This is a genomic window from Roseibium polysiphoniae (assembly GCF_014842925.1).
GTDB lineage: Bacteria > Pseudomonadota > Alphaproteobacteria > Rhizobiales > Stappiaceae > Roseibium > Roseibium polysiphoniae.
The window spans coordinates 517,312-530,142 of sequence record NZ_JACYXJ010000004.1 but is presented as its reverse complement, the minus strand read 5'-3'; the positions used below and the strand labels follow the sequence as shown (position 1 = coordinate 530,142).

The following is a 12,831-nucleotide window of genomic DNA, read 5'->3' as shown; positions in this document are numbered from 1 at the left end:
CGCCGCCATTTGCGGCACGCCGTACTCGCGATAGCCAGAAAGGTTACTTTTCGAAGTATCTCGCCGCACCTTCATGCAATGGAATCGCAAGGCTGAGAGATGCCGCCGGATCGATTTGCTTGGCATTGGCGTTTTCAGCCTGGAACTCGTCGAGATGGTTGAACACAGATGCAACGATCTTTTCGACGACATCGGCACTCAAAGAGTTCGGTGCGATCAGCATGTTGTTGACGCCGATAACGGTTCCCGGCTCCGCTGTGCCGTAAACATCCGCAGGGATCTCAACGCTCTTGTAGGCGCCATTTTTCGCAAGCGCTTTTTCCAGCATCCCGTCTGAGAAGGAAATGAAGCGCAGTTTGTTGCCCGCAGATGCCTGCATAACCGCCCCGGCCGGGTAGCCAGAAAGCGCGAAGGCTGCATCAACATTGCCGTCGCTCAGCTGACTGAAACCATCGGAGTATGAGAGAAAACTAGGGGTCATGTCCTCCAGCTCCATATCGTGGAGCGGAAGAAGGAAGTTGAGGAAACCGAGCGTGCCGCCCCCTGCTGGTCCGACAGCCACCCGTTTGCCCTTGAGGTCCTCGATGGTCTTGATGTCAGAGCCTTCAAGCACAATCATATGCAGCACACTTGGGTGCAAGGCGGCGACCGCCCCGACATCAATAGCGCCGGACTTGTAGGGGCCTTTCCCATTGATCGCGAGAACAGCCAGGTTGTTGTTCGTGATGGCAATCTCGACTTCACCGGCATCCAAGAGACGCGGATTCTGTACCGACCCACCCGTCACGACAGGAACCATGGAAATGTCATCGCCGGCATATTTATTGACCAGGTTCGCGATGCTTTGGCCCATCGGATAGAAGGCACCGCCAAGACTCGCGGTACCAATGCGAAGCTCCTCCGCTTCAGCCCCCGTTGCTGCCAACAGCAGGCCCGCCGCAAACGCGGTCTTTTTCATCAAGCTCAACATGTCATTCCTCCCAAATTTTCAACAAGGATAATCGAGATCACTTGGCTTTCAAGAATTTTTATCGATATTTTTGCTTAAAATAGGAATTAAATCGACATATAAGAATTTCAAACGCCTCCCCGCAGAACGGCGCATCCAAAAAACAGTGAACGCAAACCAAACTGGATCAGATATGCCACGCTACAGCTTGTCGCTCACTCGACATGCCTCCGACACAGCAGACGTCCATGAAACCCCCAATGGACATCATGCAATCTACGTATTGGAAGGTTCCTTGAGCATTTCAGGCGTCAGTCTTGAAACCGGCTCCGGCCTGCATTTGCAAAGTCCCACGCAGATCAAAGCCAACAACGGTGCTGCGCAATGGCTTTGCTTTCGCCTGGCCGATGAAGTGCCATACGAAAGCTTGGATGGTGAGCTACTGCTGTCCGAGATAGTTGAGCTGGAGAGCACCGCGCATCTTTTGCGCTTGGACACGGTCAGCTTTCCCATGGGTGCCTGCGCATGGCGTCACGTACATCCCGGGCCCGGAATCCGATACCTCGCCAAGGGTCGTCTGAAACTTCAGTCTGACGACCATGAACAGCTCATGGAAATTGGCGACAGCTGGTTTGAAGCAGCCCAATCGCCCGTCAGAGCAACGGCTGACGTTAAAATGCCTGAAACGCTTTTCGTCCGTGTGATGATCTTGCCAACAAAATTCGAAGGACGGCCGACGATCAACATACTTGATGCAGAGGATCGCCTGCGTCCACGTTTGCAAACAACCAACCGCATCATCGATGCGGTTATTTCGCTTCAGGATGGATAATGGTCCGACAATGAGGACGATCTCCAGTTGTCAGAAGGTTCTGCTGGCTCTGAGAATAGCCCGGCGACCTTGATCGCCTCGATTGCGCAATACTCATCCTTGTCGGACGTATCACCGCTAATCCCGACCGCGCCGATTGTCACCTTGTCGGCATCGCGGATGAGAACACCACCTGGAACGGGAATAAAACGACCGTCCGAAGCTGTCGCGAGAGCCGCTTGAAAAGTCGGCCGCGCGGACAGTCGGTCACGGATGAGGCGGCTGGAAATCCCCATCCCCAGCGCACCCCAAGCCTTGCCGAAAGCGATGTCATACCGCAGCACACCGGAGCCATCTTCACTCTTGGCAGCCACCAGTTTTGCTCCTGCGTCGAGCACCACCACCGTAAGCGGTAGAAGCTTCTCAACACGACCGAGCCGCAGTGCTTCATCAATAATCACGTCGGCAGAAGCAAGCGGCAAGCTGGTTTGAAGATGCATCTCGATTTCCTCAATTGCTCAACAAATCTGGCAAGATTGTCACGATTTCCGGGAATGCCAGCAGCGCAATAATGGTCAGCACATCAGCAATGAAGAACAAGGCAATCCCACGGAACACCTGCGGCAACGAAATACTCGGCTGAACAGCATTGACCACGAAGCAATTCAGACCGATCGGCGGTGTAATCAGGCAGACTTCAGCCATTTTGACCACGATGATGCCAAACCAGATTGAATCGAAGCCAAGCGCGATCACAGCTGGATAGACCACTGGCAGGGTAAGCAAAAGCATCCCGATCGCATCCATGAACATACCGAGGACCGCATAGGCCAGCAGGATGCATATCATGATCACCATGGGTGGCATGTCGAGCCCGACGACCCATGACGTGAAGGCTTCTGGAACGCCTGAAAACCCAAGAAAACGCACAAAGATCAGGACGCCCCAAATGAGCGCAAAGATCATGGCGGTCAGCTTTGCGCTTTCCATCAGGGAACTCTTGATGGTCTTGAAACCAGCACCGCGAAGCAGGGCGAGTACGAAAACGACGGCCGCGCCGAGAGCCCCCGCCTCTGTTGGCGTGGCCCACCCGCCGTAAATTGCGGTGATGATGATCAGAACCACCAAGAACACGGGCGACACACCCGGCAGCGATGCAAACCGCTCTTTCCAGGTTGATGGCTCGGCAGCAGGGGCCTGTTCCGGGCGCATCATTGCCCAGAAGACGATAATGGCAGCATATATCAGTGCTGACACCAGACCAGGCAGGAACCCTGCAAGCAGCAGGCGTCCGACAGATTCCTCTACGATGATCGCATAGATCACGATGATCGCCGATGGCGGGATCAAAGTGGCAAGCGTGCCGCCAGCAGCAACAACGCCTGCCGCCAACTTCTTGTCATAGCCGTAACGCAGCATCTCGGGGATTGCGACGCGAGCGAAGACCGCAGACGTCGCCGTTGACGCTCCAGAGATGGCAGCAAAGCCGGCTGTTGCAAATACCGTCGCCACCGCGAGGCCGCCAGGAAGCCAGCCAAGCCACTTGCGTGCTGCATTAAACAATTGCCCTGTCATTCCCGCATGAAATGCAAGAAAGCCGATGAAGATGAACATTGGCAAGACGCTGAGAGCATAAGTCGAAGACTTGGAATGGGGCACAGTTCCGACAATGCCGGCCGCGCCGCTCCAGCCAAGAAGCTCAATCAGGCCCAAAAGCCCGACGACAGCCGCCGCAAAGACAACTCGAACACCGAAGATCACCAGGACGAGCAAGAGCGTCAGTGCGATGATGCCGACCAGAAGTGGATTTTCGAACCCGATACCCAGGATCATTTGCCGTCTCCTGACTGGGAAGCTTCGCCTTCGTCAATATCGCCCCCCATGGCATCGTGCATCTCATCCTCGGCCTGCTCGGCAGCACCCTTGACGAAGATCACTCCGACTGGGTCGCGTTGAGGGTCCACGAACATTCTCATGCTGCCCCAAAGCTGCACCGAAAGCCGCAGGAACCAGATGGAAAAAGCCACGGGGACAAGCAGCTTTGACGGCCAAACAGGGAGCTCGGCATCGATCGTTGAATCGCCCAGCGTGTATGAGCGCCAGAAATGTTCCCCCCCGTACCAAACCAGCACGCCGATGATCATCAAACCCACAACTGTGCCGAAGATCTCTGCTGCCCATAGGGCTCGGCCGTGAAGTCGACCCACCAGCAGCTCCATGCGGATGTGAGCACCTATGCGTTGGCAATAAGCTGCTCCGAGAAACGCCATTCCCGCCATGGAGAGTTCAACCAGATCGATGTAGCCCTCGATGGGCGCATTGAAGACTGTTCGACTAACGATCTGTGCGACTCCGAGCACCATCAATAAGAAAATGGCGCAAGCAGCCAGAAGGTTCGCGGCATCCTCAACGGGCACAAGCAAACGATCTGCCGCACCGAGACGCCCGGCGTTTTCCTGGGATTTGATCATTTTAGGTATTTTCCAATCGGCGAACCGGGCTGCCCGACCTGCAGGCGGACCGGCTCGCATCTGGCATCGTCGTTACTGTGCGGCTTTGGCTTCTTCGGCATATTGCCAGACAGCATCAAAGAGCCCCTGCGCGTCGAACTTGTCCTTGTTGGCGTTGATCCATTCGTCCCACACGGGCTTGCCCGCTCTCTCGCGGAACTCTGCAAGCTGCTCATCGCTGTAGGTCACTTTGGTCAGACTTTCTTCGAACAACGGCAGGTTCTTCTGGTCCTGGGCTGCATAAGCTTCCTGCTCGACCTGCATCACCAAATCGCGATTGTTCATCAGGAATTCCTGATACTGCGGTGGCAGGGCCTCATAGGCGGTCTTGTTGAAAACCCAGCCGCACTCGGAGGTGCCAGGCGCCAAATTCGACGTAAACCAATCAGCTTCTTCATGAATTTTGAAGGCAACGTGCGCGTACGTATATGGGAAGGCAGCTGCATCAAGAGCACCGCGTTGAAAGGCGATGGCGGTTTCACCGGCCGGCAACGTCTGCTTCACAGCGCCGAGTTTTTCCATGGCGGACCCAAGGCCGCCACCGGCGCGCACGCGCAAGCCCTCCCAGTCAGACAGATCGTTGGGAGCCTTGCCCTTGCCGAGCACTTCGTACTGAGGCAGCAATCCGGAGACATATGGAATTGCGTTCCAGCGTTCCATGTCCGCTACGATCGCGGGATGCTCGAACAACTTGCTGCGGACATACCGGTCTACTTTCGGGTCGCCAAGCGGCAGAAACGGAAGTGAAAAGACCATCCATGCCGGGTTTCGACCGGGATGATAGAAATTGCAGATCGCCGCGCCCTCAAAGGCGTTGACGGTCAAACCGTCAAGGTTCTCACGCGCCTGCGCAAGCTGACCACCATAGAAAATCTTGATCTGAAAATTTCCGTCAGTCTCCTTGGCAGCCAGCTCCGACAATTTCTCCATCCCATCGGAGAGCGCACGCGGGTTCCCCCACATGGATAGTTTCCAGAAGACCTTAGGGCCATCGATATTCGCACCAAGCGCGCCGGTCGCTGATGCGGAGACAAGCGCAGCTGCTGCGCACAACAGGTTTTTGATTTTCTTCATCGAGTTCCTCCCTCGTTCGGGCCCGGTCAGTCAAACCGCCCTACAGAGCTTGAAACATTTTTATCGATTATTTGCAATTATTTTTATATTTATACTATATTTCTAACTGCAGACAATTCGACCGATATCGCTTGTCACCGATAAAATCGGCTCTATAACACTGACCGACAGCTTGTTTTCGCCTTTTGTGATCATGATGAGCGGAAACGATCCGAAACAAACAAAGCAGCGCCTATGGCGTGATAAATGCGAATCCTCGATTTTTTCGTCCAAGGCCTCATCTTTCAGCAATGAACAAAGACATTCAAACGACAGAGCTTGACGCGCAGACAGCATCTGCGACGCAAAAAGCCTATCTTGCAATTCAGCGGATGATCGTGGTCGGCGAAATCTCAGCTGGAGAAAAGCTGAAGATTGGAACCTTGACCGCGAAGCTGGGGACCGGTGCGTCACCGGTTCGCGAGGCGCTCAGCTTGCTCACCTCTGACCAGCTCGTCGAGCGCATCGACCATCGCGGTTTTCGCGCGGCCCAAACCAGCCGTGAGAACTTCGAGGAAATCCTGGGGCTTCGCTGCGCACTCGAGGACAGGGCGCTCAGACAGAGCATCGCGGCAGCGACCAACGAGTGGGAGGAGCGCCTTGTGCTGAGCCACCACAGGATGGTCAGGCAGCCCCGCGAGGACGTGGAGGCATTCGAAGCGCTTCACAAGACGTTTCACATGACCCTGCTGGACAATTGCGGCTCGCCGATCCTGATACGCTATTGCAGTCAGCTATACGATCTCAACATTCGCTATCGATACATTGCAGGTCAAACCGTCAACTATCAGTCGCGGGATATCGGCGCCGAACACCAGGCGATCCTTGCCGCGGCAGTCGACCGCAATGCCGACCTCGCCGCAGAGCGGCTGATCAATCACTATCGTCAGACCGGGGCTTTCCTGAACGGCTTCTTCAGTCGCATGGTACCTGTCGATCTTTGACCGACAGGTACCGTAAATCTCAGTAGCGCACGCTCAAGACTGATCTGGCGTCAACACCAGATCGAAGTTGACCGTGTGATATGCCTCATCGACTTTCCCACTGAGCTCGAAGCCTTCCGGGAAGGTACCAGCCGGCATGTCCACGTAGCTCATCACCAGATCCTCGCGAACACCGAAAACAGTGTCCTCGTCGAGATAAGGGTCATCATCCGGAAACACCTCCGTAACCAGAGGCCGAAACCCCTTCGCCTTGACGATGAAGTGAAGATGAGACGGGCGCCAGGGATGTCGTCCGGTCGCATTCAAGATACCACCGACCGGCCCATCGCTTGGCACCGTGTAGCTGACTGGCTTCACGCTTGTGAACGCATATCGGCCATCCGGCCCCGTCATCTGAATGCCATGAAATGAGTAGGTGTCCTGCTCCGGGTCCTGGCTGGAATAGAGCCCGTTTGGCGCTGTTTGCCAGATATCGACTTCTGCGCCCTCAATCGGGTTTCCATCCTGATCGCGCACGATACCCTCTGAAATGAGCACCGTTCCTTCAAAGTCACCCTTGAGATCACCGCCGATTGCAAGCGGTGGCGCTCCGGAAATATGGAATGGGCCAAGAACACTGGACGAGGTGCCGCCCGGAACGGTGTTGATCATGTCGACTAGCGAAGACAGGCCGAGAACATCCGACAGAAGAACGAACTCATGCCGTTCCTTGTCGGAGATGTCGCCAGCCCATTCGAGAAACTCGATACCTTTTTGCCATTCAGCATGTGTCAGGCTGGTTTCCTTGGCAAAGGCATGAAGGTGGCGCACCAGGCTTTCGAGGATCGTGCGAAGACGTGGATCCGTATCGGGCCCGAAGTACCCCATGAAGACATCTGTGATGTTGTCTTTGGTGACGTTGCGCATGGAAGTGTCCTTAGTTCAAAATGGCGAGGCTGAGCGCTGGAAAGCGGATCAACAAAATCAGGACGATCAACATGACCGCTGCGAAGGGCAGCGCTCCCATGAAAACGTCCTTGAGTGAGATCCGGCTGTCATTCAGCGTTGCCTTGATGACGAAGCAGGAAATGCCGAGAGGTGGCGTGAGAAGACCGATCTCGGCGCCAACAACTGTGATGATGCCAAACCAGACGAGCGATAGTCCCATCGGCTCAATCAGCGGCAGGAACAGCGGCACGACGATCAGGATAATCGAGGCGGTATCGAGCAAGGTGCCCAGCACCAGCATCAACAGGATATAGACGACCATGATCGTCACGAAGCCATAGTCGTTACCGACGAGCATGTCCGAAAGCTCATTCGGAAGACCCGCCAGTCCGAGCATACGGCTGTAGATCGAGGCTGCCGTGATCAGAAATAGGATAGCCGCAGAGATATGCCCAGTTTCAATCAGAGCTTCCCAGAACCCTTTGAGGCTCATGCGGCCTCGTAACATGGCGATCAAGAGCCCCGCCAGTGACCCGGCGGCCCCTGCCTCAACGGGCGTCATCCAGCCTGTATAAATCCCGCCTAATACGATGAAGATCAACGACAGTGTCGGCAGGGTCTTCGAGGCTATTTCCGACCAGGAAAGCCACTCATACCCATCTGCAGGACGGCCACCTACGAAACTTGGCCAGAATTTGCCCATGGTCCAGATGCTTGCGACATATGCCACCGCCAGCATCAGCCCAGGCACAACACCGGCGAGGAACATCTCGCCGACCGATTGCTCGGCGACAAACGAATAGATGATCAGCATCGCAGATGGCGGGATGATCATGCCGAGCACGGATGATCCGGCAACGACCCCAACGGCAAATCTTGGATTGTAGCCATAGTGCAGCATCTGGGGCACAGACACTTTGGCAAACACCGAGGCCGAAGCAATGGAAGATCCAGTCACGGCGGCAAAGACGGCGTTGGCCCCGACTGTCGCCATTCCAATACCACCTTTGACGCGTCGGAAACCGCTGCTCATCACTTCATAGATGTCATTGCCCAGACCGGCTTTGGAGACGATCAGGCCCATGAAAGTGAAAAGAGGAACAGTCGCGAAAGTGTATTCCATCACGCTGTCGCCGACAGCGATCTTGAGGAGGTTCATCGCAAGATCGAAATTGTCTCGCATGAGCCAGATCGACACGAAGGAAACAACAGTCAAAGCGATAGGGATATAGACGCCGAGATAGATCAGGGCGACGATTGCAAGAACGGAAACCGTCCCGATTTCAACTGGACTCATTCCTGGCGCCCTTTCGCACTCTTGTTCGAGATGGCGGACGCATCCGGCTCAATGCCCAAGGATTTGATTGCAAAAAGCACTGCGCATAGAGCAGCGCTACAGACGATCGTGAGTTTGATGGGCCACCAGGGCGCAGTGAAAACACCTGGGATGCCAAAGTAGTCGTTCGTGTGCCACATCTCCACGAACTCCGGCCACAAGGCGACGGTGATGAGCACCATGATCACACAGGACAAAAGATCTATCAGCCGGCGGATCACACCGGCCAGCCTTGGTCTTGTGAGGCCAAGCAAGATCAAAAAACCATCGGAACGAGTGAGCCTGTTGGAGCGGACCACGTCTGGAAGCTGAAAGAAGACAATCAGAACCATGGAGAACTGAACCACTTCAATGGCGCCGCGAAAGGGCATGTTGAACGCCCCACGCGCCACGACATCGAAGTTCACGACGGCAACCAGTCCAAGAACGACGAGCGTTCCAATGACATTGGCAGCCGTCGCAATGCGGTTCGCCGCAAGCGACAGGCTCGAAAGGGCGGTAGAGACGACACCCGTCATACAAATTGCCTCTTCGAGCTCTGATTTGAGACTAGTTCGACAGACCGGCTGACCAGTCACGAACACCGGAATAGCCGCCAGCTTCTAGCTTGGCCAAATAGGCTTTCAGCATCCCTGAACCATCCTGGCCCTTGCTGTCCAACCCGGCAGCCCATTCTGCAGCGATGTCAGGCATCGCTTCGGCCCATTCCGCCCGGGCGAGATCGTCGACTTCGACAATGCTGCCGCCGGCGTCCATGTACTTCAGGAGCGCTTCACGCGCGCGGTCCATGGAGATCTCGGCGATATGATCGCGATACTCAACGGCGACCTCACGCAAAACGGTTTTGACTTCGTCTGGAAGCTTGTTCCAATAGTCCTTGTTGACCGTAACCGTCTTGGAGTTCACAGCGCCAAAATCAACCTTCAGCATGTAAGGAGCGACCTCAGCGATTTTGAAGGTTGCAGCTGCTTCCGGCCAGAGCATCGCGGAACCGACGAGCCCGGTCTGTACCATGTTGTAGAAATCGGTCAGACCACCGCGCACACCGGCAGCATTGTTCAAACCTTCGAGATAACGGAGGTTCATACCGGCACCGGCAACCTTCGTGCCGTCCAGATCCTTCGGAGACGCAATCGGCTGGCTGCTGAAGACCTGATAGCTGTCCAGGACGACGCCCGTCGCCAGGTAAACCTGGTTCTGCTTGTCGAATTCATTCTGCATGGCAGGGAATTCCTGAGCAATCTCGTCAACGGCCTTCGCAACCACGCGCGCATCAGGCGCAACAAACGGGGTCACGGCAGCCAATGCCTGACTGGGAAGCTTCGAAGAGTGGAAAATCGTTGTAACGATACCAATATCACCAAGGCCAAGCTGGATCCCCTCCAGAACCCCCTTGGGCTTCACGATCGCGCCGCCGTAGCTCTCCTGCCAGTCCATCTTGTAGTTGCCGGTCTCGGCAAGCCGCTTATCGACTTCAGGGATAAAGAACTCTGAAAATTCTTTCACCCAAAGCGCTCGCGCCGGGTAGCCATCGATGACGACTGCCCGAATGGTCTCTTGGGCAAATGTTGGCATGGCCGTCGCGCAGGACATAGCCAGACCGAGCGCTGTCAGCTTGAACAAGTGTTTCATTTCTCTTCCTCCCAATTTTGCAGGCCTCACCCTGCATGCACGTCAACTCGCCACCCACTCGATGCTGAGAGTTGTTCCCACCTCCTGAAACAACTTCGACAATGGGCAGAACCTGGCGACACTTTCAGAACCTCGTCGCAGGCCGTCATTCGAAAGTGCCCCACTGCAGGGACACTTTCAGGCTGATGGACTTGGTTGGGACGTCAATCTCCTCCTCAAGAGCAGTCCCACGTCTATCGAACCCACTTTCAGCGGTGAGCGTCATCTCACCTAAATCAGGCTCGAATGCTTGGCACACTTATGGCCAATAGCATTCGTGCCGCAGATCAAACCTCCGATTGCCGCCCCTGTTGACTTGGACCTGCCAAGCTCCTCGGGCCATCAATGGTCAGCACAAGATCACGAGCGAAAAGGCCCGTTCGATACCAGGAGCCCCGGCTCCCGTTCGCCCGAAGGCCGACAGTTTTCTTGATCCTCAACGACATGCCTAACCTCAAAGAAAGCTGCAGACCTGTTCGAAGGTGAACCTTGGTAGCTTCTGAAACAATGCAGTTTCGTCCGCGTACCCGAGATTGCAGAGGAAATTCGATTTCCAGCCGTTTTCAGCAAAGAACTCCTCATCAACAATCGCATTTGAAAAGCCGGACATAGCTCCAACATCGAGACCAAGCGCTCTTGCTGCGATCATGAAGTATGCGCCCTGCAGAGTTGAGTTTCGAAAGGCGGTTGCTTCGGAGTGCTCAGGCTTTCCCTCGAAATGTGGCCGCCTGTCCTCATGTGAAAACAAATACGGCAACTCGCGCCAAAACTCCGGATCATAGGCAATGATGGCAGTCACGGGCGCGGCCTTCATCTTGTCGATATTCTTGGCTTTCAATGACTTCGCCAACCGATCCTTGCCCGCCTCGCTGCGCACGAAGATAAAGCGAGCCGGGCAACAGTTCATGCTGGTCGGCCCTGTCGCCGTAATCTCGTAGAGCGTGCGAAGAAGCGCCTCAGGCACATCCCGGTCTTGCCAGGCATAGTGTGAACGCGCCTCTCTCAAGATCAGATCGATCGAGGGATCATCAAGCCGGGTCTTTGTCGCGCGCAAATCGCGCACGACCGCCTGTGCATGAGCGCGGGCCAACTCCAGCGCTTCTCCAGTCAACGCACTCATTCGGCAGCAGCCTTGCTCGCAAAGTCGGCTTCATCCACAATCGGGCTGGCACAGATGCCAATTCCCTCAACCTCTGCTTCAACCACCTCTCCAGGCCGCAGCCACCGCGGAGGCGTCTTGGCATGACCGACGCCGGGGGGAGTTCCCATGGCAATAAAGTCGCCTGCTTCCAGCGTCGTATATTCCGAGATGGTCGCAATGGTTCGAGCAACCGACCACATCATGTCAGAGGTATTTGCACTTTGAAGGATTTCGTCGCCCACGCGGCTCTCGATTTTCAAACCGACTGCGCCTTCCGGCAGATCATCCGGCGTAACGACAAAAGGCCCGACCGCACCGGTCTGGTCAAAGTTCTTGCCTGGCGTCCACTGGTGGGTCTTGCGCTGATAGTCGCGGACCGAACCGTCATTGAAGACCGTGTAGCCGAAGACGTGTGAAAGAGCGTCTTCCTCTTTGATGTGCCGACCACCCTTGCCGACGATAAGCATCAGCTCGACTTCATAGTCGAGACGCTCAGAGCAAGTTGGGCGAACCATAGGCTGACCCGCGGGCATCATGGAATTGAGAGACCGCATGAACAGGGCCGGGTAATCCGGCACGGCGTACCCACCCTCCTTGATGTGATCGACATAGTTCAGTCCAAGACAGATGATCTTGCTCGGCTGCTCAACCGGCAACGCCGGCTCGATCGACGATACAGGAACCTTTTCCTTCGCCGGTGCACCTTTCGCAACCTGTGCGGCCAGGCTAGGCGACCCGATCAAGCCCATCAGGTCAGAACCAACCTCTGGAAAGGCCTCGGTCAGATTCGTTGCAAGTTCCCCCTCAACGAGAAACACCGCGTTGCCCTCACCCGTATTGCCAACGATCAGTTTCATCTCGGCTCCTTGCTCATTTCCTCAAATTTTGATTGCCCATTAATTGACGATTTTTCATTCACGTGTCAAATAATATCGATATTATTTTCACACCCACATCAGAGGTCAGCAGCATGCCCGCATGGGACGCATACAAAGAAGTCGCTAGGAACCGAGGTGCGCTTGCGCTGGAGCTGTTTGCTGTCGAATCCGTCCCCGCCGGCGGCCCGGCATCTGTTCCTGAAAACCTTGAAAAGCACCTCGCGTATCAACGGGAGCTGGAAAGCAAAGGAACGTTGGTTTTGGCAGGACCCGTTTCGAATGCAGCAGGAGATATGATGGAGGGAGCAGGCTTGATTATCTATCGGGCTGCTTCGCTGGCAGAAGCGCGTGCGATAGCAGACGCTGATCCAATGCACGCGTCTGGCGCAAGAACATACTCCCTGCGCCGCTGGCTCATCAACGAGGGCTCTCTGACGATATCAGTCGGCCTGTCCACGAAGACCGTATCACTCAGCTAGGGACGCAGATATCTGACACCGAGGCCTCGCTCAGTGCTGACAGTGCCTGGTTGGCAAAGACCAAGCTGTCTG

14 protein-coding genes are annotated in these 12,831 nt (G+C 55.5%); 3 read left to right on the top strand and 11 right to left on the bottom strand.

All coding sequences use genetic code 11. The features are described 5' to 3' along the window. Positions 1–43 precede the first annotated feature (43 nt). A complete protein-coding gene (locus IG617_RS12685) occupies positions 44–970 on the bottom strand; it encodes a TAXI family TRAP transporter solute-binding subunit (protein ID WP_254170530.1) in 927 nt (308 codons plus the stop codon). A 70-nt stretch (positions 971–1,040) separates the two neighbouring features. Between IG617_RS12685 and IG617_RS12680 the strand changes: the two genes are divergently transcribed. Then, positions 1,041–1,781, top strand: a complete 741-nt coding sequence (locus tag IG617_RS12680) for a hypothetical protein (RefSeq protein WP_192109567.1) — start codon at positions 1,041–1,043, stop codon at positions 1,779–1,781. Here the strand turns inward: IG617_RS12680 and IG617_RS12675 are convergent. The 4 genes from IG617_RS12675 to IG617_RS12660 form a co-directional block, all read right to left on the bottom strand. Next, positions 1,769–2,260 carry a GlcG/HbpS family heme-binding protein gene (locus IG617_RS12675; RefSeq protein ID WP_192109566.1) on the bottom strand — a complete coding sequence of 164 codons (492 nt, stop codon included), beginning with the start codon at positions 2,258–2,260 and terminating at the stop codon, positions 1,769–1,771. The two genes, IG617_RS12680 and IG617_RS12675, sit on opposite strands and share 13 nt — an antisense overlap. A gap of 10 nt (positions 2,261–2,270) precedes the next feature. Then, positions 2,271–3,593, bottom strand: coding sequence for a TRAP transporter large permease (locus IG617_RS12670; protein ID WP_192109565.1), 1,323 nt, complete (start codon positions 3,591–3,593; stop codon positions 2,271–2,273). Next, positions 3,590–4,231 (bottom strand): TRAP transporter small permease, encoded by a 642-nt coding sequence (locus IG617_RS12665; protein WP_192109564.1) that lies wholly within the window; start codon positions 4,229–4,231, stop codon positions 3,590–3,592. Before IG617_RS12665 ends, IG617_RS12670 begins: the two co-directional genes overlap by 4 nt. A gap of 72 nt (positions 4,232–4,303) precedes the next feature. Further along, the gene (locus tag IG617_RS12660) at positions 4,304–5,344 is read right to left on the bottom strand and encodes a type 2 periplasmic-binding domain-containing protein (RefSeq protein ID WP_192109563.1); all 1,041 of its coding nucleotides are present in this window, start codon (positions 5,342–5,344) and stop codon (positions 4,304–4,306) included. A gap of 290 nt (positions 5,345–5,634) precedes the next feature. Between IG617_RS12660 and IG617_RS12655 the strand changes: the two genes are divergently transcribed. Then, a complete protein-coding gene (locus tag IG617_RS12655) occupies positions 5,635–6,327 on the top strand; it encodes a GntR family transcriptional regulator (RefSeq protein ID WP_192109562.1) in 693 nt (230 codons plus the stop codon). A 33-nt stretch (positions 6,328–6,360) separates the two neighbouring features. Here the strand turns inward: IG617_RS12655 and IG617_RS12650 are convergent, their stop codons facing one another. The 6 genes from IG617_RS12650 to IG617_RS12625 form a co-directional block, all read right to left on the bottom strand. Beyond that, the gene (locus tag IG617_RS12650; RefSeq protein WP_192109561.1) at positions 6,361–7,233 is read right to left on the bottom strand and encodes a dioxygenase family protein; all 873 of its coding nucleotides are present in this window, start codon (positions 7,231–7,233) and stop codon (positions 6,361–6,363) included. Between the two features lie 10 nt (positions 7,234–7,243). Then, entirely contained in the window at positions 7,244–8,551 is a 1,308-nt protein-coding gene (locus IG617_RS12645) for a TRAP transporter large permease (RefSeq protein ID WP_192109560.1), read from the bottom strand. After that, positions 8,548–9,108 carry a TRAP transporter small permease subunit gene (locus IG617_RS12640; protein ID WP_192109559.1) on the bottom strand — a complete coding sequence of 187 codons (561 nt, stop codon included), beginning with the start codon at positions 9,106–9,108 and terminating at the stop codon, positions 8,548–8,550. The genes IG617_RS12645 and IG617_RS12640 overlap by 4 nt, the downstream gene beginning before the upstream one ends. Before the next feature lie 31 nt (positions 9,109–9,139). Continuing rightward, complete coding sequence (locus tag IG617_RS12635) at positions 9,140–10,222, bottom strand: C4-dicarboxylate TRAP transporter substrate-binding protein (RefSeq protein ID WP_192109558.1); 1,083 nt, start codon at positions 10,220–10,222, stop codon at positions 9,140–9,142. A gap of 493 nt (positions 10,223–10,715) precedes the next feature. Then, on the bottom strand, positions 10,716–11,381 hold the full coding sequence (locus IG617_RS12630; protein WP_192109557.1) for a malonic semialdehyde reductase: 666 nt from the start codon (positions 11,379–11,381) through the stop codon (positions 10,716–10,718). Then, a complete protein-coding gene (locus IG617_RS12625) occupies positions 11,378–12,259 on the bottom strand; it encodes a fumarylacetoacetate hydrolase family protein (protein ID WP_192109556.1) in 882 nt (293 codons plus the stop codon). The genes IG617_RS12630 and IG617_RS12625 overlap by 4 nt, the downstream gene beginning before the upstream one ends. Before the next feature lie 62 nt (positions 12,260–12,321). Between IG617_RS12625 and IG617_RS12620 the strand changes: the two genes are divergently transcribed. After that, the gene (locus IG617_RS12620; protein WP_209008434.1) at positions 12,322–12,759 is read left to right on the top strand and encodes a YciI family protein; all 438 of its coding nucleotides are present in this window, start codon (positions 12,322–12,324) and stop codon (positions 12,757–12,759) included. The last annotated feature ends 72 nt before the right edge of the window (positions 12,760–12,831 follow it).

Bases quoted from the DNA above. Each gene is read 5' to 3' on its own strand.
- IG617_RS12665 (WP_192109564.1), bottom strand. From the start codon at position 4,231: ATGATCAAATCCCAGGAAAACGCCGGGCGTCTCGGTGCGGCAGATCGT.
- IG617_RS12655 (WP_192109562.1), top strand. From the start codon at position 5,635: ATGAACAAAGACATTCAAACGACAGAGCTTGACGCGCAGACAGCATCT.
- IG617_RS12685 (WP_254170530.1), bottom strand. From the start codon at position 970: ATGTTGAGCTTGATGAAAAAGACCGCGTTTGCGGCGGGCCTGCTGTTG.
- IG617_RS12645 (WP_192109560.1), bottom strand. From the start codon at position 8,551: ATGAGTCCAGTTGAAATCGGGACGGTTTCCGTTCTTGCAATCGTCGCC.
- IG617_RS12675 (WP_192109566.1), bottom strand. From the start codon at position 2,260: ATGCATCTTCAAACCAGCTTGCCGCTTGCTTCTGCCGACGTGATTATT.
- IG617_RS12625 (WP_192109556.1), bottom strand. From the start codon at position 12,259: ATGAAACTGATCGTTGGCAATACGGGTGAGGGCAACGCGGTGTTTCTC.
- IG617_RS12660 (WP_192109563.1), bottom strand. From the start codon at position 5,344: ATGAAGAAAATCAAAAACCTGTTGTGCGCAGCAGCTGCGCTTGTCTCC.
- IG617_RS12640 (WP_192109559.1), bottom strand. From the start codon at position 9,108: ATGACGGGTGTCGTCTCTACCGCCCTTTCGAGCCTGTCGCTTGCGGCG.
- IG617_RS12670 (WP_192109565.1), bottom strand. From the start codon at position 3,593: ATGATCCTGGGTATCGGGTTCGAAAATCCACTTCTGGTCGGCATCATC.
- IG617_RS12630 (WP_192109557.1), bottom strand. From the start codon at position 11,381: ATGAGTGCGTTGACTGGAGAAGCGCTGGAGTTGGCCCGCGCTCATGCA.
- IG617_RS12635 (WP_192109558.1), bottom strand. From the start codon at position 10,222: ATGAAACACTTGTTCAAGCTGACAGCGCTCGGTCTGGCTATGTCCTGC.
- IG617_RS12650 (WP_192109561.1), bottom strand. From the start codon at position 7,233: ATGCGCAACGTCACCAAAGACAACATCACAGATGTCTTCATGGGGTAC.